Annotated in this window: 28 protein-coding genes and 1 other annotated feature; of the genes, 26 read left to right on the forward strand and 2 right to left on the reverse strand. The window is 39.3% G+C overall.

The genetic code is table 11. The features are described from left to right. Positions 1-156: 156 nt before the first annotated feature. From AC0C45_RS01230 to pheA, 21 genes are all read left to right on the forward strand, one after another. Entirely contained in the window at positions 157-714 is a 558-nt protein-coding gene (locus AC0C45_RS01230) for a DUF420 domain-containing protein (RefSeq protein WP_013059351.1), read from the forward strand. Between the two features lie 186 nt (positions 715-900). Then, a complete protein-coding gene (locus AC0C45_RS01235) occupies positions 901-1,095 on the forward strand; it encodes a hypothetical protein (RefSeq protein WP_047932168.1) in 195 nt (64 codons plus the stop codon). Further along, positions 1,092-1,847, forward strand: coding sequence for a prepilin peptidase (locus AC0C45_RS01240; protein ID WP_026106707.1), 756 nt, complete (start codon positions 1,092-1,094; stop codon positions 1,845-1,847). The genes AC0C45_RS01235 and AC0C45_RS01240 overlap by 4 nt, the downstream gene beginning before the upstream one ends. Positions 1,848-1,965: 118 nt before the next feature. Next, positions 1,966-3,048 (forward strand): SPOR domain-containing protein, encoded by a 1,083-nt coding sequence (locus AC0C45_RS01245; RefSeq protein ID WP_171776586.1) that lies wholly within the window; start codon positions 1,966-1,968, stop codon positions 3,046-3,048. A gap of 110 nt (positions 3,049-3,158) precedes the next feature. Then, complete coding sequence (locus tag AC0C45_RS01250; RefSeq protein ID WP_034648762.1) at positions 3,159-3,728, forward strand: Maf family protein; 570 nt, start codon at positions 3,159-3,161, stop codon at positions 3,726-3,728. Between the two features lie 15 nt (positions 3,729-3,743). Next, complete coding sequence (gene radC, locus AC0C45_RS01255) at positions 3,744-4,430, forward strand: RadC family protein (RefSeq protein ID WP_128819570.1); 687 nt, start codon at positions 3,744-3,746, stop codon at positions 4,428-4,430. Positions 4,431-4,659: 229 nt separating this feature from the next. After that, complete coding sequence (locus AC0C45_RS01260) at positions 4,660-5,685, forward strand: rod shape-determining protein (protein WP_013059345.1); 1,026 nt, start codon at positions 4,660-4,662, stop codon at positions 5,683-5,685. 19 nt (positions 5,686-5,704) lie between these two features. Further along, the gene (gene mreC, locus AC0C45_RS01265; RefSeq protein ID WP_013059344.1) at positions 5,705-6,586 is read left to right on the forward strand and encodes a rod shape-determining protein MreC; all 882 of its coding nucleotides are present in this window, start codon (positions 5,705-5,707) and stop codon (positions 6,584-6,586) included. Then, on the forward strand, positions 6,586-7,104 hold the full coding sequence (gene mreD, locus AC0C45_RS01270) for a rod shape-determining protein MreD (protein ID WP_013059343.1): 519 nt from the start codon (positions 6,586-6,588) through the stop codon (positions 7,102-7,104). The genes mreC and mreD overlap by 1 nt, the downstream gene beginning before the upstream one ends. A 116-nt stretch (positions 7,105-7,220) precedes the next feature. Then, positions 7,221-7,904, forward strand: coding sequence for a septum site-determining protein MinC (minC, locus tag AC0C45_RS01275; RefSeq protein ID WP_472927883.1), 684 nt, complete (start codon positions 7,221-7,223; stop codon positions 7,902-7,904). 2 nt (positions 7,905-7,906) lie between these two features. Then, entirely contained in the window at positions 7,907-8,707 is an 801-nt protein-coding gene (minD, locus tag AC0C45_RS01280; protein WP_013059341.1) for a septum site-determining protein MinD, read from the forward strand. 120 nt (positions 8,708-8,827) lie between these two features. Then, positions 8,828-9,610, forward strand: a complete 783-nt coding sequence (locus tag AC0C45_RS01285; protein ID WP_171776587.1) for a M23 family metallopeptidase — start codon at positions 8,828-8,830, stop codon at positions 9,608-9,610. Next, entirely contained in the window at positions 9,603-10,469 is an 867-nt protein-coding gene (locus tag AC0C45_RS01290; protein WP_016765651.1) for a M50 family metallopeptidase, read from the forward strand. The genes AC0C45_RS01285 and AC0C45_RS01290 overlap by 8 nt, the downstream gene beginning before the upstream one ends. 83 nt (positions 10,470-10,552) lie before the next feature. Continuing rightward, complete coding sequence (locus AC0C45_RS01295) at positions 10,553-12,022, forward strand: Rne/Rng family ribonuclease (protein ID WP_016765650.1); 1,470 nt, start codon at positions 10,553-10,555, stop codon at positions 12,020-12,022. 78 nt (positions 12,023-12,100) lie between these two features. Then, positions 12,101-12,172, forward strand: a sequence feature (ribosomal protein L21 leader region). 14 nt (positions 12,173-12,186) lie between these two features. Further along, positions 12,187-12,495: a 50S ribosomal protein L21 gene (rplU, locus tag AC0C45_RS01300; RefSeq protein ID WP_013059337.1), complete on the forward strand. Its 309-nt coding sequence runs from the start codon at positions 12,187-12,189 to the stop codon at positions 12,493-12,495. A gap of 9 nt (positions 12,496-12,504) precedes the next feature. Further along, positions 12,505-12,837, forward strand: a complete 333-nt coding sequence (locus AC0C45_RS01305) for a ribosomal-processing cysteine protease Prp (RefSeq protein WP_013059336.1) — start codon at positions 12,505-12,507, stop codon at positions 12,835-12,837. 16 nt (positions 12,838-12,853) lie between these two features. Beyond that, positions 12,854-13,147: a 50S ribosomal protein L27 gene (gene rpmA, locus AC0C45_RS01310; protein WP_013059335.1), complete on the forward strand. Its 294-nt coding sequence runs from the start codon at positions 12,854-12,856 to the stop codon at positions 13,145-13,147. A gap of 171 nt (positions 13,148-13,318) precedes the next feature. Beyond that, positions 13,319-13,855: a Spo0B C-terminal domain-containing protein gene (locus AC0C45_RS01315; RefSeq protein ID WP_047932163.1), complete on the forward strand. Its 537-nt coding sequence runs from the start codon at positions 13,319-13,321 to the stop codon at positions 13,853-13,855. 51 nt (positions 13,856-13,906) lie between these two features. Continuing rightward, the gene (gene obgE, locus AC0C45_RS01320) at positions 13,907-15,193 is read left to right on the forward strand and encodes a GTPase ObgE (RefSeq protein WP_013085117.1); all 1,287 of its coding nucleotides are present in this window, start codon (positions 13,907-13,909) and stop codon (positions 15,191-15,193) included. Between the two features lie 33 nt (positions 15,194-15,226). Continuing rightward, positions 15,227-15,676, forward strand: a complete 450-nt coding sequence (locus AC0C45_RS01325; RefSeq protein ID WP_013059332.1) for an ACT domain-containing protein — start codon at positions 15,227-15,229, stop codon at positions 15,674-15,676. Between the two features lie 28 nt (positions 15,677-15,704). Then, positions 15,705-16,577 (forward strand): prephenate dehydratase, encoded by an 873-nt coding sequence (pheA, locus tag AC0C45_RS01330; RefSeq protein WP_028410569.1) that lies wholly within the window; start codon positions 15,705-15,707, stop codon positions 16,575-16,577. A gap of 28 nt (positions 16,578-16,605) precedes the next feature. Here the strand turns inward: pheA and AC0C45_RS01335 are convergent, their stop codons facing one another. Further along, positions 16,606-17,151, reverse strand: a complete 546-nt coding sequence (locus tag AC0C45_RS01335) for a transcription repressor NadR (protein ID WP_047932161.1) — start codon at positions 17,149-17,151, stop codon at positions 16,606-16,608. A 15-nt stretch (positions 17,152-17,166) separates the two neighbouring features. After that, positions 17,167-18,303 (reverse strand): IscS subfamily cysteine desulfurase, encoded by a 1,137-nt coding sequence (locus tag AC0C45_RS01340; RefSeq protein WP_472927884.1) that lies wholly within the window; start codon positions 18,301-18,303, stop codon positions 17,167-17,169. 89 nt (positions 18,304-18,392) lie between these two features. Between AC0C45_RS01340 and nadB the strand changes: the two genes are divergently transcribed. From nadB to AC0C45_RS01365, 5 genes are all read left to right on the forward strand, one after another. Further along, on the forward strand, positions 18,393-19,937 hold the full coding sequence (gene nadB, locus AC0C45_RS01345; protein ID WP_171776590.1) for an L-aspartate oxidase: 1,545 nt from the start codon (positions 18,393-18,395) through the stop codon (positions 19,935-19,937). 36 nt (positions 19,938-19,973) lie between these two features. Further along, on the forward strand, positions 19,974-20,867 hold the full coding sequence (nadC, locus tag AC0C45_RS01350; RefSeq protein WP_237893003.1) for a carboxylating nicotinate-nucleotide diphosphorylase: 894 nt from the start codon (positions 19,974-19,976) through the stop codon (positions 20,865-20,867). After that, the gene (gene nadA / locus AC0C45_RS01355) at positions 20,824-21,924 is read left to right on the forward strand and encodes a quinolinate synthase NadA (RefSeq protein WP_026106706.1); all 1,101 of its coding nucleotides are present in this window, start codon (positions 20,824-20,826) and stop codon (positions 21,922-21,924) included. Before nadC ends, nadA begins: the two co-directional genes overlap by 44 nt. A gap of 214 nt (positions 21,925-22,138) precedes the next feature. Continuing rightward, positions 22,139-23,419 (forward strand): SafA/ExsA family spore coat assembly protein, encoded by a 1,281-nt coding sequence (gene safA / locus AC0C45_RS01360; protein WP_047932158.1) that lies wholly within the window; start codon positions 22,139-22,141, stop codon positions 23,417-23,419. After that, the gene (locus AC0C45_RS01365; protein WP_230586505.1) at positions 23,409-24,374 is read left to right on the forward strand and encodes a phosphotransferase; all 966 of its coding nucleotides are present in this window, start codon (positions 23,409-23,411) and stop codon (positions 24,372-24,374) included. Before safA ends, AC0C45_RS01365 begins: the two co-directional genes overlap by 11 nt. Positions 24,375-24,418 lie beyond the last annotated feature (44 nt).

Here is a 24,418-nt window from a genome sequence, read left to right on the forward strand (position 1 = left end):
GCAAAAGCAGCAAGTGGAATCTTGCTGCTTTTAACACAATGTAAGGAAGGGATAGGGATAATAAGTAAGCACTAAGTTCAAAGTATTGTCACTTTCACCCCCTAGGTAAGTGATATATAATAAACATGTACATCACTAAATAAGGAGATTGTTAACATGAGTAAGAATAATGAAAAAATTGTACCGAAAAGTAATAAAAACTTTACCGGTATTATTCTTACCTTTTCAGTGATAGCGAATGTTATTATTTTACTGCTATTCTTTTCGAATATTGGCTATCAAGGAAAAGTAAGTTTTGATTTGACTATCTTTCCACGGTTAAATGCTATTTTGAATAGTTTTACGTTTATTTTTTTAGTTGCAGCGTTGATTTCAATTTTCAGGAAAAATATTAATGCTCATAAAGGTTTTATTTTAGCAGCATTCACTTCCACACTGCTCTTTTTAGTTTCATATTTAACGTTCCACTACATCTCCACAGAAACAGCCACGTTCGGTGGAGAAGGAATCGTTCGTCCCATTTACTTCTTTATTTTGATCACACACAGTTTCCTAGCAGCGATTATTGTTCCGCTGGCACTGTTTGCACTTGTGTGGGGATGGACAATGCAAGTTGAAAAACATAAAAAAATTGTGCGATGGACAATGCCAATCTGGCTTTATGTAAGTCTTACAGGTGTAATTGTCTACTTATTTATGGCTCCTTACTATTAAAAAACGTCTGCTTTTGCAGACGTTTTTTTTATGCTGTTATTGTTTTTTAGTGGTATAATCCTTATTACCTATAAAAGGTGTGTTTTAAGGAAGGAGGCATACAGAATATGACTTTTATGGGTATTATGATTCAGTGTATTAATCAAGGAGCTGTTTGATACTAATCAATAAAGGAGAGGTGTGGAAATGGATAAACTGTCCACGAAGAATAAAGGACTTTCTCTAATGCAAGTGATCATACTGGTTATCATAATAGGTCTTCTAGCAGCTTTTCTCATTCCGTTTATTGGCAGCTATTTAAAAGGAAAAGATACATTGCCTCATTCAAAAGAAAATCTACAGTTAGTATTCTGTACCCCTGAAATGGAAGGAGTCGTATGAGTTTAATTTACCTTTATCTATTTGTTTCAGGTCTCACTCTAGGTTCATTTTATAATGTAGCAGGCCTTAGAATTCCTCAGAAAAAATCTATTTTATCTCCAAGATCTCATTGTCCACACTGTTTATACGTTCTTTCTCCACAACAGTTAATTCCCATAGTCTCCTACATTAAAAATGCAGGAAAATGTAGTATGTGTCGCAAAAAAATCTCCTTCATCTACCCGTTCGTAGAATTTTCGACAGGAAGTTTATTTGTATATGCTTTTTTTAGGTTGAATATGACGTTAGAACTGATTGTCATATTAACCTTTGTTTCTTTTTTAACAATTATAGTTGTCTCAGATATAGCTTATATGATTGTCCCAAATAAGGTACTGCTTTTCTTTTTGCCTATCTTTCTTCTTGAGCGTCTTTTCATTCCTTTAACTTCGTGGAGTGATTCCTTAATGGGAGGAGGAATAGCATTTTTTCTCCTCTTTCTAGTCGCATTTCTCAGCAGAGGAGGCCTTGGAGAAGGAGATATTAAATTGTATGGTTTGATTGGTATTGTGCTTGGAGTAAAGCTTGTTTTGCTATCGCTTTTTTTAGCTATATTAATAGGCGGAACCGTTAGCATAGGAGCGTTATTAATGAAAAAGGCAAAGGTAGGTGTACCAATTCCTTTCGTTCCTTTTATTTTTATAGGGACAATCGCTGCTTATTTTCATGGAAACGAATTGATAGATTGGTATGTTAGCAACTATTTTTATTGAGCTTCAAATCTTCGACAAATTTGAAATTTCTGTAACTAAATAGCGAAAACCTTTTGTAACAAGACGACAAATGTCTTGTTATTTTTTTTTTCTTCTATGATAGCATGGAAAAAAGTGTATGTTTTATGTCGGTTTACCTCAGCTTGCAACCGGTATTAAGACTACGTTAACTAAAGGCGGTGGGGAAGTGGACAAGCAGGAACGAAAAATTTCAATTAAAATCAATGGTCAATCCAAGGATGAGAAGGAAGAACAAGCGCCAGAAAAAGACGAATTTACATGGGTTCTTCCGGAGCCGGCATCCAAAGATTCTCATGTGGAAGAAAATAAAGTGGTATTTATTGAAGATGTAAGAAATGAAAAAAAGAAAAAGCCGCGATTACATCCTAAAAATGTTTCGATTAAAACGGTAAACGGCGGTGTGATCAAACGAACAGCTGTGATTGTACTGCTAGCAGTTGGAATAGGCAGCGGCATCGGTATGGTTGGTGTGAAAATGATGACAGGAAGCGAACAGCCTGTAAGCAAAGCACAAACAAGTGAGCAAACGAAAGAAGAAAAAACTTCTCAAACAGCGTCTGCCACTGAAAGTGTTGGTAAAGCTGAAAAGAAAAACGAACAGGAATCGAAGGGGACATCAGCTGCTGTTTCTACTTTAGAACCTTTTTCCTTTTACATTGTTCAAGCAGGTGCTTTTTCATCAAAAACTGCTGCAAATAAAGCAATGGATAAATGGAAAGAAGAGAACGAAGCAGGCGAGATCTTTTCACCTAAAACCTATTCTCTTGTCGTTGGTGCTGCCACTGGAGAAGAAAAAGCGAACGCACTTAGTAAAGCGTATAAACAACAAGGTAAAGATGTATATGTAAAGTCTTATGAAATTAAGCCCACTAGCGAATTAGGGAAAAAAGATCAAACGGTTATAACCACAGCGCAGCCGTTTATGGCTAATCTCTTAGATCAATCTGTTAAAGCGATTGAAGGACAGCGGGTAGCCGATATCAAATCTCTGAAAAAAGAGCTGACAAAAGTTCAGAAAGAAGCGTCAAATGAAGACATTAAAACCATGGTGAGCACCCTTCAAAAAGCTGCTGCTTCTCTTTCTTCATATGAAGACAATAAAAGCAGTAAAGATGCTTGGCTTGCTCAGCGATACGTGTTAAAAGCTCTTCAGCAGTATGAAAGCCTTGTAACGTCTTAACAAGTGAGGTAGTGTAATGCTGCCTCACTTGTTTATTGTCATTTGGAGATGAAATTGCTAAAATAACGGTGTGTCCTTCTTTTTTAAATCAAAATGCAAAGGTGAGATGTATGAAACAAACATTAATTTTAGCCTCAGGCTCTCCTCGTCGAAAAGAATTACTTCAGCAGCTTCACATTCCCTTTACCGTTCACGTTAGTACAATTGAAGAAATCGTCAATCCATTATACACTCCGTCCGAGGTAGTAATGGATTTAGCTAGGCAAAAAGCAGTGGACGTCGCTTCGCATCATAAAGAGGATATTGTCCTAGGTGCCGATACAGTTGTCGTATATGGCAATCGTATTTTAGGAAAGCCAAAAACGAAACAAGAAGCGATTGAAACACTTACGATGCTGTCAGGTCAAAAACATCAGGTATTAACTGGAGTAGCGTTCGTATCAAATGCAAAAGTTCATACGTTTTATGAACAAACAGATGTAGAGTTTTGGCCGATTGAACAAGATGAAATCGTACAGTACGTAGAGTCAGGAGAGCCTATGGATAAGGCTGGTTCTTATGGAATTCAAGGTCTCGGTGCTGCGCTAGTTAAAAAAATTGAAGGAGACTATTTCTCCGTGGTGGGCTTGCCGCTCTCCCGAACAATACGTGAGCTAAAACAATACGGTTTCGTTTACTAAAAAGGAGTGGCGAAATTGGATCAATCATTGTTAATTAAAGATTTTCCTCAAGATGAAAGACCTCGAGAGCGCCTTATGTCAATGGGTGCTTCTAGTCTTTCTAACCACGAGCTTATTGCTATTTTGCTGCGCACTGGAACCAAAGATGAATCTGTTCTTCAGCTGTCCAATCGCATATTAACGCATTTTGAAGGTCTTCAACTTTTGCAGCATGCATCGCTTGATGAAATGATGAATATTAAAGGTATCGGACCTGCAAAAGCAATTCAAATTATAGCGGCTATTGAAATAGGTAAGAGGATTGTACAGCGGAAATCTAGTCAGCGATATACCATTCATGGCCCTGAAGACGGAGCTAATTATGTGATGGAAGAAATGCGCGTGCTGTCTCAAGAGCATTTCGTCTGTTTATACCTCAACACGAAAAATCAAGTTCTCCACAAGCAAACCATTTTTATCGGAAGCCTCAATTCATCTATTGTCCATCCAAGAGAAGTATTTAAAGAAGCCTTTCGTCGTTCAGCTGCATCCCTTATTTGTATTCATAATCATCCCTCCGGCGACCCTACTCCCAGCAGAGAAGATATAGAGGTAACGAAGCGCTTAAAAGAGTGCGGATTTATCATAGGAATTGAATTGTTAGATCATTTAATTATCGGAGATCGAAAATATATTAGTTTAAAAGAAAAAGGATACATGTAAGGCTATGCTTTTTAAAATCCTTGGGTTATAATAGTAGTCATGATTTTAAATGACAAGTTCTTTACAATCATTCGTTATTAATAGACAAAGTATGACTTTTTATCATACAATATTTGGCGTTGACATCTATGAAAAAAGTATAGAAAATAAAAAATGTTACTTATGAAATGAAGAAATTGAATTATGGAATTTTTACCTTTGCATTTTGGTAAGAGAAAGGAAGAGACACATGTTTGGAATCGGTACTAGAGACCTTGGAATAGATTTGGGTACTGCAAATACGCTCGTTTATGTAAAAGGAAAAGGAATTGTTGTGCGTGAGCCGTCTGTTGTGGCTTTGCAAACTGATACAAAACAAATCGTTGCGGTAGGTAACGATGCAAAAAATATGATTGGTCGTACACCTGGGAATGTAGTAGCCCTTCGTCCAATGAAAGATGGAGTTATTGCAGATTACGAAACAACTGCGACGATGATGAAATATTACATCAATCAAGCTCAAAAAACAAAAAGTTTGTTTGCGGGTAAGCCGTATGTAATGGTTTGTGTACCTTCTGGCATTACAGCTGTTGAGAAACGTGCCGTTATTGATGCGACTCGTCAGGCTGGCGCGCGCGATGCGTATACAATTGAAGAACCGTTTGCTGCAGCAATCGGCGCCAATCTACCGGTTTGGGAGCCAACGGGAAGTATGGTAGTAGATATTGGCGGAGGAACAACAGAAGTTGCGATTATTTCTTTAGGAGGAATCGTAACATGTCAGTCAATCCGTATCGCTGGGGACGAGATGGATGAAGCGATTATTCAATATATTCGCAAGAATTACAATTTAATGATCGGTGAGCGTACGTCAGAAGCATTAAAAGTAGAAGTCGGTTCTGCCGGAATTCCAGAAGGTATTGAAAACATGGAAATTCGCGGACGTGACTTACTAACAGGTCTACCGAAAACAATCGAAATTTCAGCAGAAGAAATTGCAGAAGCGCTAAAAGATACAGTGGCTTCTATTGTAGATTCAGTAAAAAGTACATTAGAAAAAACACCACCTGAACTTGCGGCAGATATTATGGATCGCGGTATTGTATTAACAGGCGGTGGCGCATTGCTACGTAATTTAGATAAAGTTATTAGTGAAGAAACAAATATGCCGGTTGTCATCGCAGAAGATCCGCTTGACTGTGTTGCAATTGGAACTGGTAAAGCGTTAGAACACATTGATTTATTTAAAAATCGTACAAGCGATTCATATCGCTAAATATTAAGAGGTGTAGATCGTGCCACAATTTTTCTTAAATAAACGTTTAGTTATTTTATTAGTCAGTATTATTGTATTAGTGGCATTGATTGGTTTTTCGTTAAATGGTCGTAAAAATGTAACGTGGCCTGAACAGTTTGTCAAAGATACGGTTGGTCTTGTTCAGGCTACCTTTAATGAACCCGCACAATTTGTAGCGGGTTTCTTTCAGAATGTAGGTGACTTAAAGCGTACATACGAAGAAAACGAGGTATTAAAAGCCCGTTTAGACGAACGCATGCAATTAGAAACGAAAGCCAACGCTTTGCAGCAAGAAAATAAAAAATTAAGAGCACAGCTCGACAAAAAAACGGATTTAAGTCAATACAACCCAATCGAAGCAACAGTTATTGCTCGTAATCCAGACCGTTGGCATGAGGTAATTGCCATTGATAAAGGGACGGTTCATAATGTGCAGGAAAATATGGCTGTTATGACTCCTGAAGGGCTGATTGGTAAAGTGAAGCATGCATCTAAGTTCACATCTACTGTGCAGTTAATTAGTTCATCAGATCGTACAAACCGTGTATCTGCTAAAATTCAGGCTAAAAAAGAAGTATTTGGTTTAATTGAAGGCTATGATGATAAAGAACAGGCGCTTGTTATGCGTCGTATTCCATTTGATGCTGATATTAAAGAAAAGCAAAAAGTAGTAACGTCTGGTCTAGGACAAGAAGACGGCATTTTCCCTAGCAATCTTCCAATTGGCGTTATCACAAAAATTGAGCCTGATGAATATGGATTAACGAAAAAAGCTTATATCAAACCTGCTGCTGACTTGTATGACTTAGATAACGTAGTTGTAGCTAAAAGAAGTGCGCCCGCTGCTGAAGACGATTTAGGGGCGGAGGAGGCTAACTGATGAAGCGGTTTGTCCTTCCTATTCTCGTGCTTGTCGTTTTTATGTTTGAAAGTATCTTTGTTAATTTTGTCGCCATGGCATCACCATGGCGAGACTGGATTCTATCTCCTCACTTTGTTGTAGTGGTACTGGCTTTTATGTCAGTGTATTATCACCCAAAGCAAGCGATGCTATATGGGGTAATCCTTGGATTCATGTACGATATTGCCTTTACGGATGTCTTAGGAGTATACGCGCTTGGATTACCGGCCGTATGCTATATCGTATCAAAACTAATGAAGATTTTTCAGCAAAATACGCTTATCGTAATCTGCATGTCGCTATTAGCTGTAGCCATTATTGAGTTTTATGTATATGGAATTAATAGCATTATTAATATATCTGATATGACCATTGGTCGCTTCTTGCAAGAGCGATTTTACGCAACCATCATTTTAAATGCCATATTTGCACTCATTTTTGCATTTCCGCTTCAAAGATGTTTTCAATATTTTGCTAAATTTATCGATGAACGCTGATCGGAACATATATTACGCTTCTCGTTCGTGATAGGATAAAAATGCTGATTGAAGAAACGAAAAAAAGGAATTGAGTAAGTCTCTGTCGAAATTATATATTCGTTGAGGTGAGCGTCTTGAATAAACAAAAGCAACAAAATGTGACAATTAAAGGAACAAAAGATGGATTAACGTTGCATCTCAATGATACATGTTCATTTGCAGAGCTTTTGACGGAACTTAAGACGAAGCTTTTGACAAATAAGCATGGCGATGCCGATCAGATCGTCACAGTGTATGTCAAAATCGGAAATCGTTATTTAACTACAGAGCAGGAAACCGAATTGAAGGCGCTCATAGAAGAAAATCAGTATTTAGTAGTTAAACAAATTGATAGTAACGTTATTTTAAAGCAAGATGCAGTCCGCGTAAGAGAAGAAAGTGAATTAGTATCTGTTACAAAGGTAGTTCGTTCAGGACAGGTTCTCCATGTAGAAGGCGATTTGCTTCTAGTCGGAGACGTAAATCCCGGAGGGACCGTTGTAGCTGGAGGAAATTTATTTGTATTAGGTGCTTTAAAAGGGATTGCTCATGCAGGATATCGCGGCAATAAAAACGCCGTTATTGCTGCATCGTTAATGAAACCTTCACAGCTGCGCATTGCTGATATCATTACCCGATCAGAAGAAGAGCGCAGTGAGAAGGAAGAGAATATAATGGAATGTGCATACTTAGATGATAATGATCAAATGGTGATAGATCGCGTGCAAACTTTACCGCATCTAAGACCGAATTTGACCAAGGTAGAAAGGAGAATTTGACAGTGGGAGAGGCTATTGTTGTTACGTCTGGTAAAGGTGGAGTTGGAAAAACAACGACATCAGCCAATTTAGGTACTGCTCTAGCATTAGCTGGAAAGCGCGTGTGTCTAGTAGACACTGATATCGGCTTACGCAACTTGGATGTTGTAATGGGGCTTGAAAATCGTATTATTTATGATCTTGTAGACGTGGTAGAAGGTCGATGCCAACCGCAAAAAGCCTTGATTAAGGACAAGCGTTTTGAATGTTTGTACTTACTTCCTGCTGCTCAAACGAGTGACAAAACAGCTGTTCAACCAGAACAAATGCGAGAGTTAGTTCTTCAGTTAAAGCAAGACTATGACTATGTGGTTATTGATTGCCCAGCTGGTATTGAACAAGGCTATAAGAACGCCGTAGCTGGCGCTGATAAGGCACTCGTTGTGACAACACCGGAAGTTTCAGCTGTTCGTGATGCTGACCGTATTATTGGATTATTGGAGCAAGAGGATATCGAGTCTCCAAAACTGGTTATTAACCGAATCCGTAGTCATATGATGAAAAATGGAGACATGCTGGACGTGGAAGAAATTTCTCAGCTTCTGGCTGTTGATTTAATTGGAATCGTTGCTGACGATGAAAATGTTATTCGTGCTTCTAACAACGGTGAACCAATTGTCATGGACCCATCAAGCAAAGCATCAATTGCATATCGTAATATTGCAAGACGTATTCTAGGTGAAACGGTTCCTCTTCAATCGTTAGATGAAGAAGATAAGGGAATGTTTGCACGTATTAAACGATTCTTTGGTGTTCGTTCTTAAAAAGCTTCCGATAGAGGAAGCTTTTTTTATTTGTTTGATTTTGTAGAGTCAAGCTGTCATAAGCTCCACGGACAAGTCATATAGTTGATTATACGATAAGAACAAGGAGAATGATGAATCATGAATCGACGTGCTGATGAAATCCGTAAACGAATTGCTGAGCGTAAGCGAAAACAATTAAATACAACGAAGCGTCTTCCTCAAGAACCTCTTCATACGTCCTTAATGAGTGAAGAAGAAAAATATGGATCGATGGATTATTCTGCGGTTGAATACACACCATCAGCAAAGGAATACCACCCGTTATTTCGAAAAGAACGCTTTTTATTTAAAATTTTAGCTTCAGCCTGCTTAGTGTTAATTGTAGGAATTATGTTCAAGAACGCTTCTCCTACTTTTGAACAGGCCAGAGTAGTGGTTCAACAAACAATGGATAAAGAATTTCAGTTTGCAGCTGTTTCCTCCTGGTATGAAGATAAGTTTGGGAAGCCGTTAACGCTATTGCCGAATAAAGAGTCTAGAAAAACGGAGCAAAGTGTAAGCGGAGAATATGCTACTCCAGCTTCAGGGAAAGTAACGGAAACATTTGCTCAAAGTAAGCAAGGCGTGACGGTTCAAACAGGAGTGGATTCGGTTGTAGAAGCAATGAGTGAAGGTATCGTAAGGTATGTAGGAAAGCGTAATGATACTGGGAATACCGTTATTATTCAACACGCCGATGGAAGCGAAACTTGGTATGGACAGCTCAAAAAAATCAATGTTAGTATGTATGATTTTGTGAATAAAGGCAAAGAAGTAGGAATTGTGGAAAACAGTAAAAAAGGCGATGCTGGAACATTCTATTTTGCTATTAAAAAAGGCGATAAGTTTGTTGATCCTAGTCAGGTGATTCAATTTGAATAGTGCTTTTTCGTTATTGATGAAAATTCACATTCATCCATTGTTTTGGGGGATTTTCGTAATTGGTATCTTAACCGCTACGGTAAAGCAGCTTTTTTTGCTATTTATTATTGTAATTATTCATGAACTGGGCCACGCCGTAGCGGCTCAGTGTTTTTCTTGGCGGATTCGCAGAATTATGCTCTTACCTTTTGGGGGAGTAGCAGAAGTAGATGAACATGGGAATCGTCCATTTCGAGAAGAGTTTATTGTGACAATAAGTGGACCTCTTCAGCATCTCTGGATGTTTGGAGCTGCTTTCTTATTAATGAAAATAAATGTGTTGTCCTTCGAAACGTATGAGCAATTTATGTTTCAATGCACGGTGATTTTCCTGTTTAATCTTTTGCCCATTTGGCCATTGGACGGAGGGAAGCTGCTTTTTTTAATTTGCAGTCGGTCTTTACCATTTTTAGAAGCGCATAAGCTTGCGCTCCGGTTATCAACGTTTTTTTTAGCTGTCGGTATTATTTATGCCGTCATTATGCATCCTTTTCAGCTGCACTTATGGATTGTTATTTCATTTTTAATTATATCCGGATATTTGGAATGGAAGAGCAGGCAATTTGTCTACATGCGCTTTTTGTTGGAGAGATATCATGGCAAAGAGCATCCAATTGGAGCTTTAAAAACACTAAGTGTATCAACCAGTGAGACGCTCCATCAAGTTCTGCAAAAATTCCAAAGAGGTTGTAAGCATATGATTATTGCTACATCTCAAACAGGCGAGCATGTACAAATTGATGAAAATGAACTTTTACACGCTTACTTCGTAGAAAAAAGAACAAATAGCCAACTAGACGAACTTGTAACAGTTTACTGATTTCTAGTAACATAGAATAGAATGAAAAAAGTTCGGTTGCACTGACCGAACTTTTTCCTATGAATTTAGATTAAAGTGAGGCAATGTATGTGAAGGCATGTATTATTAACGCGGCTACTTCTTCAAAACGTATAGCCGTGATAAACGATAAAGCACTAGAAAAAATCTATTTACAAGAACAAAGCGAGAATCAAATTATTGGTGATATATATTGGGGTAAAGTAGTAAAAGTACTGCCGCATATGCAAGCAGCCTTTATTGATATCGGTTTATCAATGAACGGATTTATTCATCGAAATGAACTTGTATCCTATCAGCAGTCAGAGAATCCTCACAAAGATCAGCAGCCGATGTCTGCTTTTATTCGTGAAGGAGAAAAAGTATTGGTTCAAGTTGTAAAAGAAGGCATTGGGACAAAAGGGCCCAAGCTGACGGGTATCATTGAATTTTCTTCTGATGAGCTTGTATATTTACCGCACGGAAACTATGTCGCTGTATCCAAAAAAATAGCCGAGCCAAAACGACAACAGTGGAAACAGCTTGGTGAGCGGTTAAAACAAGGGATGGAAGGCTTTTTATTTCGAACAGCGATTGCAGAAAAATCAGAAGCCGCGGTCCAACATAAAATAAAAGAGCTACAGGAAAAATATGAGCGCCTTGAACGACAGACACAGGGAATGAAAGCTCCTACCCTAGTCAGCAAAGGACAAGATTTTCTTGAAACAAGAGTGCAAGCTGCACTTCAACAAGGAATTGATGGGATAGTAGTAGATGACTTCGACCTATATCAGCACCTTCAAACTACCTATCCTAACTCGTCAATAGAGTACTATAAAGGAAATGAAAATATTTTCTCTTTTTACGATGTGGAACGGCAAATAGAGAAGCTTTTAAAGCGAATCGTATGGCTCAAAAGCGGAGGCTATATCGTTATTGACGAAACGGAAGCGATGACGGTCGTGGACGTGAACACGGGGAAGTTTTCAGGAAAAGATAATATTCGAAAGACAATGCTTCAAACAAATATGGAAGCTGCGTATGAACTGTCCAAACAGATGCAATTACGTCACTTAGGCGGCATGATCTTAATTGATTTTATAAATATGCCTCACAAAGAAGATCGGACAGAAGTAGAAAGATACATGAAAAAGCTATGTGAACAAGATGAAGTGCGGACGAATGTAGTTGGCTTTACAGAGCTCGGCATATTGCAATTAACGAGGAAGAAAGTGCGCAATAGTATTGGATCAACATTAACTATGCCTTGTGAAGTGTGTGAAGGAACCGGTAAAATGATTGATTCCAAAACGGCTGCTTTTCAAATTGAACGTGTAATTTGGGAACATCGAGGCGCGGAAGAAGAGGCTATTTGGATTGAGACGCGAAGTGATGTTATAAATGAAATGAAGGCGCAAGGATTTCTCAACGCTCTAGAGAAAATGGTAAAAAAAACCGTATATCTTACGCCAAGCGATGATTATACAAACGCATTTGTTTTGCGTCAATTGGGGTCGAATGAGCAGATTCAAAAAAGGGTCTCTGCTTCTATATAAAATTTTAGAAGAAAACATGAATTCCAATTGACACTAACCTTTGATTTGTAGTAAGATTTAATATGTTGGTTTGTAGCACCCGTGCTACAACCGCTCAGAACAGGTTTTAAGTTCACTTGAACACCTGTGATGGCGAGTCTTAGTTTTTAGAGGAGGTGCAGAGAATGTACGCAATTATTGAAACTGGTGGTAAGCAAATTAAAGTAGAGGCTGGTCAAGCAATCTACGTTGAAAAACTTGCTGGTGAACAAGGCGAAACAGTTACTTTTGACAAAGTATTATTTGTAGGTGGCGACAGCGTGAAAGTTGGTGTTCCTTTCGTAGAAGGTGCAACAGTTACGGCTAAAGTTGAAAAACAAGGTCGCGCTAAAAAGATCACTGTATTTAAATACAAAGCAAAGAAAAACTATCGTCGTAAGCAAGGTCACCGTCAACCTTACACAAAAGTTGTAATCGACGCTATCAACGCGTAATTATAACAAATGATTAAGGTGACGATTTCTCGTGATGCAAATAAGAAAGTTGACGGGTTCACGATGAGTGGACATGCTGACTTTTCCGAACACGGAAAAGATCTTGTTTGTGCGGGAGCATCTGCAGTTTCATTTGGGACAATTAATGCTATCTTTTCAATAAGTGGGGTTGAACCGCACTTAGAGCAAGGTGGAGATGGTGGGTATCTCCGTTGTGAGATCCCAAAAGATGTGGATTCGTTCACATTGGAACAGATTCAATTGCTATTAGAAGGTATGGTTGTTTCACTGAAAACGATCGAATTAGATTACAGTAATTATATAAAAATTAACGACAACTAAACAGGAGGTGGATGTCATGTTAGTAAGATTAGACCTTCAATTCTTCGCTTCTAAAAAAGGAGTAGGTAGTACTAAAAACGGTCGTGATTCAATCTCGAAACGTCTTGGTGCTAAACGTGCTGATGGCCAATTCGTATCTGGTGGTTCAATTTTATACCGTCAACGCGGTACTAAAATTTACCCAGGTGCAAACGTAGGTCGTGGTGGAGATGATACTTTATTCGCTCAAATCGACGGTATCGTTAAATTTGAACGTTTCGGTCGTGACCGTAAAAAAGTATCTGTATACCCTGTTGCTCAAGAAGCATAAGATACAAAAAGAAAACTCTAACCCAAGTAGGTTAGAGTTTTCTTTTTGTAGAATATTTCACCTATTACCCATTGGAATTTGTTATAATCGAACATATCTAAGAAGATTGATACGAGATGTTTGTCAGCGTTGTGAAATACTTATGCTCGAGTCAAAGTTAGGAGTGCTAAGATGGAAAAAGAATGGGATGTCGTAGAAGTATTAAGATACGCGCGGCATGATTGGTTAAATAAGCTGCAATTAATCAAAGGCAATCTAGCGTTGAATCGGCTTGATCGAGCGAATGAAATCATTGAAGAAATTGTAAATGAATCCAAACATGAATCCAAGTTAACAAACATCAATATGCGACTGTTTGCGGGCTTTGTTATGACCTATCATTGGAATAACCATGCTGTTCGCTTAGATGTGGAAGTGCTGGGAGAATTGAAGGATTTATCACAATACGATGAGTTCGTATACAACTGGTGTTGCTATTTGACAGAAGCACTCGAAAAATATGTTGATTATCATGCAGAAAACTATTTGAGTATTTCAGTATGCATTGAAGAACAGGGAATTCGTTTCTTTTTTGACTTTAGTGGAATACTAACAGATATACAGAAGCTACAAAACAAGCTACAATGTTATGAGTGCGCTCAAGGAGTTGCATTGGTTCAACAGCATATGTCTGAAGATGAATTTAGCCTTATGCTCACAATAAGTTAACAGCGCTTTTGCTATTGCAGGAGCTAAGATATAGAACGGAGTGAAAAAGAAATGTTTGTAGATCAGGTCAAGGTATATGTAAAAGGTGGCGACGGAGGAAATGGAATGGTTGCCTTTCGTCGCGAAAAGTACGTACCAAAAGGAGGTCCTGCAGGTGGTGACGGTGGTCACGGTGCAGATGTCATCTTTGAAGTAGAAGAAGGATTGCGTACGCTGATGGATTTCCGCTATAAGCGTCACTTTAAAGCAAGCCGCGGTGAACATGGAATGTCAAAAGGACAGCACGGACGTAACGCTGAGCCGATGGTTGTAAAAGTTCCACCAGGTACGGTTGTGTTAGATGAAGATACGAACGAAACGATTGCTGATTTAGTTGAGCACGGCCAGCGTGCAGTGATTGCTAAAGGTGGACGCGGAGGGCGTGGGAATACGCGTTTTGCTACACCTGCAAATCCAGCACCGGAGCTTTCAGAAAATGGAGAGCCAGGTAAAGAGAGAAATGTAATTCTTGAATTAAAAGTATTAGCCGATGTAGGATTAGTTGGTTTTCCAAGTGTTGGAAAGTCAACGTTATTATCCGTGACGTCTGCTGCAAAGCCAAAAATTGCTGAATATCATTTTACAACAATTAATCCGAATTTAGGAGTAGTTGAAACAGAAGATAACCGCAGTTTTGTGATGGCAGATTTACCAGGGCTAATCGAAGGTGCACATGAAGGTGTAGGATTAGGTCATCAGTTTTTACGTCACATTGAACGTACCCGCGTTATTGTCCATGTAATCGATATGTCAGGTTTAGAAGGCCGTGATCCATATGAAGATTACTTAACCATTAATGAAGAGCTGCGTCAATATAATATGCGTTTAACAGAACGTCCGCAAGTAGTGGTAGCAAATAAAATGGATATCCCGCAAGCTGAAGAGAATCTAGCTGCATTCAAAGAAAAAGTAGGAGACGAAGTGAAAGTCTTTCCAATTTCTGCAGCAACGCGTAATGGAATCCGCGAACTGTTATTTACAGTAGCTGATCTTGTAGAAACTACGCCGGAATTCCCAATGCAAGAAGAGGAAGATCTATCTATGCACCGCGTACTGTACAAGCATGAAAAGAAAGAAGTGGAATTTGTTATTACGCGTGATAGCGATGGCTCATACGTATTAAGCGGTGAAAAAATCGAAAAATTATTCAAGATGACCGACTTCTCACGTGAAGAATCCGTTCGTCGATTTGCGCGTCAGCTTCGAGGCATGGGCGTCGATGAAGCCCTTCGTGAACGAGGAGCAAAAGATGGCGATATTGTAAAGCTGTTTGAATATGAATTTGAATTTATTGACTAATTGTTGTTCATAGGATAAGGGGAGGGGCTTTACTTGCATAAGAGCGATAAGCAGTTTTATTTAGTTCGCGAAGATGTATTACCAGAAGCGATGAAAAAAACATTGGATGCGAAGCTGTTAATTGAACGGGGAAAAGCTGAATCGGTAGCAGATGCTGTACAAGCCGTAGACTTGAGTCGCAGTGCTTTTTATAAGTACCGCGACACGGTCTTTCCGTTTCAGACGGTTGTCAAACAGCGAATTATTTCACTATTTTTTCATATTGAAGATCGATCAGGAACTTTATCGCATTTATTGAGCACCGTTGCATCATCGGGATGCAATGTGTTAACGATTCACCAAACCATCCCTTTACAAGGGCGTGCCAACGTAACTCTTTCATTAGATACAGCAAGCATGAATGTTGAATTAAATGAAATGCTGCGAAGACTGAAAAGCTTAGAGTTTGTAGATAAAGTGGACGTGCTTGGTTCAGGGGCATAATGGCAAACAGATATAGATAAGGAGAGGCATGATTGTGGGGAAAGTAGGATATTTAGGACCAAAGGCAACATTTACACATGTAGCCGTCCAAGGCGTATTTAAACAGCACGACCATATTCCATACAAGACAATTCCAGCATGCATTGATGCAGTGGATAACGGAGAAATTGAGTATGGAATTGTACCGTTAGAAAATGCACTTGAAGGATCTGTAAATTTAACACTTGATTATCTTATTCATGAACGTCGTCTGCCGATTGTTGGGGAAATTGTGCTTCCGATTCGTCAGCATTTAATGGTTCATCCATCTCGTGCAGAACAGTGGAAAAACATTGAAACGATTTATTCTCATCCTCATGCAATTGCGCAGTGTCATAAATTTTTACACGGAGAATGTACGTCAACTGCAGTAGAAGAGATGACATCAACGGCGTTTGCTGCTAAGTATGTAAGCGAACACCCTGAGCTTAATATTGGAGCTATTGCGAATGGGTTAGCAGCCCATGAATATGGATTACATATTGCCTGCCCGAACATTCATGATTATGATCATAATACAACAAGGTTTGTTATTTTGCATAAAGATGGAGCGCAAGAGGTGCCATTTTTAGCTGGAAACGGGTGCAAGACAACGTTAATGATTACACTTCCATCTGATCAGGCAGGAGCGCTGCATCAAGTGCTTTCAGCCTTCTCCTGGCGTAAGCTAAATCTGTCTAAAATTGAATCCCGTCCTATGAAAACAGGGCTTGGAAACTATTTCTTTATCGTTGATATTGAACAAAAAATGGATGAAGTATTAATCCCTGGGGCTATGGCTGAACTTGAGGCACTAGGCTGTAGCGTAGAGCTTTTAGGAAGCTATCCCCATACACTACTTGAAACAGAAATCCCGCTTTAAAGCGGGATTTTTTTGTTATAACACCTTCTTATTCATTCGAAACTAAATAGCCTTCTGCTTCAAGAGCTAAGCAGGCAGCATTCAGTTTTTCAATTGTATCTGCTTCAATCGTATGAAGGTGAATCCCATCTGTTAGCTGAGATAAATAAGTTGCGTTTGTTTCTTGAATTTTTTCTATAAACGTTTCTACTTCTTTTCGGGTTTGAATCATAACGGAAGCCGTCAATTCACCATACACAGGGTGTTCAACGGTTACATCTTTTACGAGAACGCCGTGGTCAACAAGCAGGAGAAGCTCCTTTTCAGCATCTTCTGGCGTATGCTGACAAGCAATAATTCGCTGATGCACGGTAGTTTGAGATGGATTTTGAATGTAAATATATCCTTGGCTCGTTGCGATAATGGGCTCATTTTTAGCTTTAAGCAGCGAAATATCTTGTACAATGACTTGGCGGCTAACGTTCGTTCGTTTCGAAAGCTCACTGCCTGTCATTGGTTTATTCTCTGTTTTTAACCATTGTAGAATAAGTTCTCTTCTTTCTTCTCCAAGAATTTTCTTTTGAGTTCCTGGCACCTTTAATCCCTCCTTTTACACTGTCATAAATTCTTGCTGTAATAAATGAAAAACGGATATGAGTCGATCAATATGCTTAAACGTTGAATGTTGACTGAATGAAATACGGACAAAATTCTTAGCATTCGCAGTCGATTTGCCAATCGCAAGCAGAGAAGCTAATGGTTCCTGCTGATTTACATGACAGGCACTTCCCGTAGAGATAGCAATTCCGTGACGATTACATTGTAACATAACATATTGACCCTGTATGTTTGAAAACGTCAGTCCCATAATTCCAGGAAAATGAGAGTTCCCAAGGCCTTCTACTTCTATAAAAGGAGTAAGAGGCTCTAGGTTTTCCAGTAAGTACGATTTTAAGCGCTCATAATGGCTTCGGGCGGTCTTCATTTCTGCATATGCGCATTCAGCTGCTGCAGTAAAGGCAGCAATGCCCGTTGTATTTACAGTCCCAGGGCGAAAGCCTTTTTCATGAGTTGCTTTATGGTAAATAGGCTTCCAAGAAGAACTTGAATTCATGTATACCATTCCTACACCTTTTGGTCCGTAAATTTTATGACTAGAGACTGAGATGCTATCAGCTTTCAGCTTTTTAACATCAATAGGAAGCTTACCAAAAGATTGAACACAATCACAGTGAAAGAGAATTTCTTTTTTAGATAAAAAATGGCCAATATCCTCAACTGGCTGAATTGTACCGAGCTCATGATTGATATGCTGAATGGCTACTAGCACAGTGTCAGGTCGAATCGTCTTCTTTAAGTCGTCTACAGACACAACTCCGTTTTGATCTACAGATACGTAAGATAGGGAAAATCCTTCTTTTTCAAGCTGCTGCAACGTATGAAGCACCGAAGAATGTTCAAGCTTCGTTGTCACTATATGTTTTCTTTCATCATTTTTTCCTTTTAAAAGAGAACGAATAGCTAAGTAATTAGCTTCTGTTCCCCCGCTTGTAAAAAAAAGATCATCCTCTCGACAATTTACTAACAGGCTTAATTTTTTTCTGCATAGAGTCAGTAAATTTTCTGCTTGTGTTCCAAGTGTGTGAAGACTGCTGGAGTTTCCATAATAGCTTGTTGCCGCTTCAGTATATACCTCAATTGCTTCTTGTCTCATTGGCGTTGTCGCTGCATAGTCCAGATAAATCATTTTCTCCCTCCGATAAAAAAACTTCTTGTCTTTCATTTAATAATATGTAAATATAGGTGTCAAGACACATGTAAATAAAGAGGTGTGAAATGTTAGAGACGGATGTTTTAATTATTGGAAGCGGATTAGCAGCGTTTTCTGCAGCTTATGAACTGTGTCGTCATAACAGAGTTGTAATGGTAACGAAAGGGAAACTTGACCGCAATAACTCAGTTCTTGCTCAAGGCGGAGTAGCAGCTGCTATTGGAAGCAGCGATCACTGGAGTGAACATCTCTATGATACGTTGGTTGCGGGCAATAAGCATTGCAATGAACAAGCGGTACGCACTTTAGTGGAAGAAGGTGCGGCTGTAGTAAATGAATTGATTCATAAAGGAATGAAGTTTGATAAAAATCCAGATGGTACGCTGCATTTTGGAAAAGAAGGAGCCCATCGTACGAATCGTATTCTGCATGCAGGTGGGGATGCAACAGGACAAGCGCTGTTCGCTTTTTTGAAAAAAGCAGTACTGCCATATATTACAGTCATTGAAAACGAAATGATTCAGCATTTAATAACTGTAGATGGAACGTGCAGAGGTGCTATCGGACAAGGTGAAAACAACAAAATTACTATATATCATGCTCGTCAAACGATTATTGCTACCGGAGGAATCGGCGCTTTGTACAAGCATACATCTAACCAGCCGCTGGCGACAGGAGATGGGCTAGCGCTTGCGTACAGGGCTGGAGCAAAATTAGCGGACTTAGAATTTGTTCAGTTTCATCCGACGCTTTTGTATCAAAAGGAAGCGAAAGGTCTAGTATCCGAAGCGGTTCGGGGCGAAGGTGGCGTACTGGTAAATGAATGGAATGAACGCATCATGGAAGGAGTTCATCCCTTTAAGGATTTAGCACCGCGAGATGTTGTAGCAAGGACAATTTTTAATGAAATGAAAAAAGGAAGATCCGTATTTTTAGACATTGAAAAAGTGGCTCATTTCCAACAAAAATTTCCTACGATTACGGCACTGTGTCGGAAGTATAAAATTCGACTGGACAAAAAACGAATACCTGTTACTCCCGGCGCACATTTTTTAATGGGTGGAATTGAAGTAGATGGTTATGGACAAACAAGCGTTGAAGGATTGTATGCCGTGGGGGAAGTTTCTTTTACAGGCGTTCATGGAGCAAATCGTCTAGCAAGCAATTCATTGTTAGAGTGTCTTGTATTTGGAAAACGGACAGGGCGTCATATTTTACATAAAGCGAGAACGATATCTCGTTATCCCCCCGTCCGTTACGTGTATAAAGGCATGCCTAAAATACTGCCTGCCACAAAACAAATTCAGCATAAGATGATGGATTGTGTAGGCATCATTCGTCATGAAAACGAATTGGCTACTATTGTGCATGAATTCACAAATCATCTGGATGGAATACCTCTTGACCAAGAAGTTATATATTCGAGGGAAGCAGCGACCATCTGCAATATGCTAACTGCAGGTCTGCTTATTGCTGAGTCCTCTCTTGCAAGAAAAGAAAGTAGAGGAGGTCATTACCGAAGTGACTTTCCGTATGAAAAGCAAGAATGGGAGCATAAGCGAATTATTAAGCAGTCTGCTATTTCAACAAAACAATCATTGATTTTATAAGCAAGGAAATTTAAAAAGAAAGGTGAAGGTAGCACAATGAACACGTTGAAATTACAAAAACTATTGCAGTCTTTTTTTATAGAGGACATTGGAGATGGAGATATAACCTGTGAAGCTATTTTTTCTCCGTCTGACCAAGGGAAGGCTGTGTTCACGGCAAAGCAATCAGGTATTATTGCAGGAGTGGAATTGATTAAAGAAGGATTTCATTTAATAGATCCTAACGTGAAAGTGAATTTCGAGAAAAAAGATGGAGATGTTCTTAAGCCTGGAGATAAAATAGCTACTGTTTCAGGATCCGTGCGATCTATTTTGACCGGTGAACGGGTAATCTTAAACTTACTTCAAAGAATGAGTGGCATTGCCACGATGACGCACAAAGCCGTAGCGCTGCTTGGCAGCTCACATACGCGTATATGTGACACGCGAAAAACAACGCCTGGTATGCGAATGTTAGAGAAGTATGCCGTTCGTGCTGGAGGAGGTTATAATCATCGTTTTGGATTGTACGATGGCGTCATGTTAAAAGATAACCATATTGCACATGCAGGATCTATTCTAGACGCTGTTGTGAAAGTAAGAGAGCAGGTTGGACATATGGTTAAGGTGGAAGTGGAAATTGAAAACAAAAGTCAATTGCTAGAAGCAATAGAGGCAGGAGCAGATGTTATTATGTTCGATAACTGTTCTCCAGAAGTCATTAAAGGTTGGATACCACTGGTTCCCACTCATATTGTCACAGAAGCATCTGGTGGAATCACGCTTGGCACGCTCCATTCTTTTAGAGACAGCGGAGTGGACTATATTTCACTTGGAGCTTTAACGCATTCAGCAGGGTCTATCGATATCAGCTTGGACTTATTAACAGAAAGGGGAACAGGAAATCATGAGTTTATTACAAACGCTTCAGCAGCAAACGCTGCCCGCTAAATATACGGAGCTCACAGAAAATGAAATGAAAAGAAGAGTACTAGAAATAAAGAAAAAGCTCGGAAGCAAATTGTTTCTGCTCGGCCACCACTATCAAAAAGATGAAGTGTACGAATTTGCAGATGCGGTAGGAGACTCCTTGCAGCTGGCTCAAATAGCAGCTGAAAATAGAGAAGCTGAGCATATTGTGTTTTGCGGCGTTCACTTCATGGCAGAAACAGCTGATATTTTAACAGCTGAAAATCAAAAAGTCATTTTACCCGATATGCGAGCTGGCTGTTCAATGGCTGATATGGCTACTATTCAGCAAACAGAAAAGGCATGGCCTGTCTTACAGGATCTTTTCGGAGATACGATTATTCCGCTTACGTATGTGAACTCTACAGCTGCAATTAAATCTTTTGTAGGTGAACATGATGGAGCAACAGTAACATCTTCAAATGCAAAAAATATGGTGGAGTGGGCATTTTCTAAAAAAGAGCGCATTCTCTTTTTGCCAGATCAGCATTTAGGCAGAAACACTGCTTATGATTTAGGTGTTGGACTAGATGAAATGGCTATTTGGAATCCTATTGAAGAAATACTTGAATATGAAGGGGATATAAACAACATCAAGGTGATTCTATGGAAAGGTCACTGTTCTGTGCACGAAAATTTCACGGTTAAAAATATTGATTATTTACGCGAGAAGCAGCCTGAGATGAATATTATTGTTCATCCGGAGTGTTCTTATGAAGTGGTGCAAAAATCAGATTATGCAGGTTCTACAAAATATATTATTGATACAATTGAAAAAGCTCCTTCAGGCTCTAAATGGGCTATTGGCACGGAAATGAACTTAGTGAAACGGATTATCAACAGTCATCCGGATAAAGAAATTGTTTCGCTTAATCCCTATATGTGTCCTTGTTTGACGATGAACCGAATTGATTTGCCTCACTTGCTGTGGGCTTTAGAAAGCATAGAAGAAGGAACAGAAGTGAATCAAATCAAAGTGGATAAACATACAGCACAAGGAGCGATCAAAGCGCTAACGAATATGTTAGAACGAGCATAAAGATTTTTAAGACAATTAAAAAGAGAAGGTCTAAAAGAAGACTTATTGACATATTGTTTGTGTTGATAAGTCTTTTTTTCTTTATCATAAAAACTTGAACCAAACTGTGGGCAAAATGAATAAAAAAATGGTTCAAGGCATATCTTGTGATGAACAAACAGAACTTACTTTGATTTTGCACATATAGATGGCAGAGACTCTACTCGGGAGGGGAATGACGTTGAAAATCCATATCGTTCAAAAAGGGGATACCCTTTGGAAAATCGCTGAAAAGTATGGGGTTAATTTTGAAGAGTTAAAAAAAGCGAATTCTCAATTAAGCAATCCAGACATGATCATGCCTGGAATGAAAATTAAAGTGCCGACAAGCGGAGTGCCTGTTCAAAAAGAAGGAGCTCCTTCACCTGGTATAAAAGAAATGCCTAAAGTTCAACACCCTTATAGTGACCAATCCACAAAAGCTTATCCAGTAACGGAAATTGATGAAAGTCCGGATGAGAAAAAGTCAGCTAATCAGCCTGCTCAAACACCGTTTATGCAACCGATAAAAGAAGCACCAATTGCGCAGCCAAAGAAAGAAGCACCGATTGCTCAACCGAAAAAGGAAGCGCCGATTGCGCAGCCAAAGAAAGAAGCACCGGTCGCACAGCCTAAAAAAGAAGCACCAATTGTGCAGCCTAAAAAAGAAATGCCAGTTGCGCCAAAGCTTCCTAAATTAAAGCCAATTGCACCTGAGATTGATATTAACAATTATTACACCGTTAATATGGCGATGCAGGCTCCAAAAAAAGAAGCACCAAAAGAACTGCCTAAGCATGAATCGCCAGAAAGTCCTGAGATGGAGAGTATAGAAATGCCTCCTCAAATGCCATGTTACCCAATCATGCCGATATCGCCTGTGATGCCAGGCTGCGGATTTAATTATATGCCGTGTCATCCGCCAATGTATGCACCGCAACCATATCCAATGCCAATGTATCAACAGGCTCCAATGTATCATCACGGTTATGAACACGAATCGTTTGAAGAACATGCGATGGGCGCTCACATGGCACCGATGCCAATGTATCCAATGATGCCACACAGCTGCTATGGACCGGTACAATGTTCTCCTTGTCCGCCTCCATGGGGATATCAGCAGCCCGTTTATCCGGCCTATCATCAAGCACCGATGTATCCACAAGTACAAGGAGCTATGACAGGTGGCCATTATGAAAGTTCGTCCGATGGTTTTGGAAACGCGCCTTACCATTATGGGCAGCAATATGCGCCACAGCAGCAAGGAGACTGCGGATGCGGTGAACCAAGACCTGACGACTATTCACCACAGCAGCCTTATCCACAGTACCAACAGCAGGTACCTTATGGCTTTCAGGACCCAAGGGCACCCTATCCAGCCCCATATGGCATGATTGGTGTACCTCCGTATCCTGCGTTTGATCCAAATGCATTTAGTATTCCAGAATACGATGAGTACGACGAAGATGAAGATTGATTATTATACACGAGACGATTTTAATTTAAATCGTCTCTTTCTCTATTTGAAAAAAAGAGATATTCACGTTGAGACCTATCGTATGAAAAAGCCTCATGTCATCATAGCGGATACGAATAAAGGAAAAAAAGTAATAAAAGCATACAGAGACAAAAGTAAAATTGAACATGTTTATCATTTTTTATCTCAGATTCAACAAGGGTATGCTGTTAATTTCGAAGCTTACCCAGAAGGTGAACTTTATATAAAGGACCGTCATTTGTACTGGGCGATGATGCCTTTTGTTAAGCAAGTAAAAGAGGTAACGTATGAAAGTTTTCAGGATCGGGAAGAAGTATTACAAACATTGATCCGCTATCATGGAGAAGTTCATAAAAAGAAACTAGCCGCGTATACAAAGCTTTCTGAGTATGACCTTATTTTAAAATGGAAAAAGCGGCTTTCCTCTTTTCGAGAAACCTCACATATATTCAGGGAATTTAATCAATTTCATGTATATAAAGACATTGTGACTTGGGGAGAAAAAGCTTTAGTCTTAATGGAACGTTTCAAAGATAGTGGGTTGAATTGTTCCATTATTCACGGTGACGTTGCTTCACATAATTTCTTGAAAACAAACCACTTGGGTATTGTTATGATTGATTTTGACTTATCGGCTAAAGCTCCTGCTCTTTATGACTATGTTCAGCTTGTGCAGCGCTTTTTGCCTTACGTCCAGTGGTCGATGAAAGAACTACTTCAACACTCGAAAATAAAAGAATTAAGCAAGCAGCGTTTTTTTCTTGCTTCTTTACTATTTCCATCGATGCTGATGAGAAACTGGAATATAAATGTCTCTGCTTTATCATGGGCAAATCGCCAAAGGTTAATGCAGCAATCAGTAGAAGAATGGTCACAGCGTACACATTTTTATCGAGTGATTTACCAGCACTTACAAAACCTACATGACATGTAAAGAGTTTATAAACAATTCATCGAATAAGAAACGGCTCGTCTTTT

This window comes from Priestia sp. VA7 (genome assembly GCF_055710015.1).

Coding starts and splice junctions, on each gene's coding strand:
- AC0C45_RS01340 (WP_472927884.1), bottom strand. CDS start 18,303: ATGATTTATCTGGACTATGCAGCGACAACGCCAATGAGACAAGAAGCA.
- AC0C45_RS01260 (WP_013059345.1), top strand. CDS start 4,660: ATGTTTGGAATCGGTACTAGAGACCTTGGAATAGATTTGGGTACTGCA.
- AC0C45_RS01315 (WP_047932163.1), top strand. CDS start 13,319: ATGGAAAAAGAATGGGATGTCGTAGAAGTATTAAGATACGCGCGGCAT.
- AC0C45_RS01365 (WP_230586505.1), top strand. CDS start 23,409: ATGAAGATTGATTATTATACACGAGACGATTTTAATTTAAATCGTCTC.
- AC0C45_RS01295 (WP_016765650.1), top strand. CDS start 10,553: ATGTATGTGAAGGCATGTATTATTAACGCGGCTACTTCTTCAAAACGT.
- mreD (WP_013059343.1), top strand. CDS start 6,586: ATGAAGCGGTTTGTCCTTCCTATTCTCGTGCTTGTCGTTTTTATGTTT.
- obgE (WP_013085117.1), top strand. CDS start 13,907: ATGTTTGTAGATCAGGTCAAGGTATATGTAAAAGGTGGCGACGGAGGA.
- AC0C45_RS01240 (WP_026106707.1), top strand. CDS start 1,092: ATGAGTTTAATTTACCTTTATCTATTTGTTTCAGGTCTCACTCTAGGT.
- AC0C45_RS01230 (WP_013059351.1), top strand. CDS start 157: ATGAGTAAGAATAATGAAAAAATTGTACCGAAAAGTAATAAAAACTTT.
- nadA (WP_026106706.1), top strand. CDS start 20,824: ATGAGTTTATTACAAACGCTTCAGCAGCAAACGCTGCCCGCTAAATAT.
- AC0C45_RS01285 (WP_171776587.1), top strand. CDS start 8,828: ATGAATCGACGTGCTGATGAAATCCGTAAACGAATTGCTGAGCGTAAG.
- nadC (WP_237893003.1), top strand. CDS start 19,974: ATGAACACGTTGAAATTACAAAAACTATTGCAGTCTTTTTTTATAGAG.
- AC0C45_RS01245 (WP_171776586.1), top strand. CDS start 1,966: ATGTTTTATGTCGGTTTACCTCAGCTTGCAACCGGTATTAAGACTACG.
- rplU (WP_013059337.1), top strand. CDS start 12,187: ATGTACGCAATTATTGAAACTGGTGGTAAGCAAATTAAAGTAGAGGCT.
- AC0C45_RS01305 (WP_013059336.1), top strand. CDS start 12,505: ATGATTAAGGTGACGATTTCTCGTGATGCAAATAAGAAAGTTGACGGG.
- rpmA (WP_013059335.1), top strand. CDS start 12,854: ATGTTAGTAAGATTAGACCTTCAATTCTTCGCTTCTAAAAAAGGAGTA.
- nadB (WP_171776590.1), top strand. CDS start 18,393: ATGTTAGAGACGGATGTTTTAATTATTGGAAGCGGATTAGCAGCGTTT.
- pheA (WP_028410569.1), top strand. CDS start 15,705: ATGATTGTGGGGAAAGTAGGATATTTAGGACCAAAGGCAACATTTACA.
- safA (WP_047932158.1), top strand. CDS start 22,139: ATGACGTTGAAAATCCATATCGTTCAAAAAGGGGATACCCTTTGGAAA.
- AC0C45_RS01235 (WP_047932168.1), top strand. CDS start 901: ATGGATAAACTGTCCACGAAGAATAAAGGACTTTCTCTAATGCAAGTG.
- AC0C45_RS01250 (WP_034648762.1), top strand. CDS start 3,159: ATGAAACAAACATTAATTTTAGCCTCAGGCTCTCCTCGTCGAAAAGAA.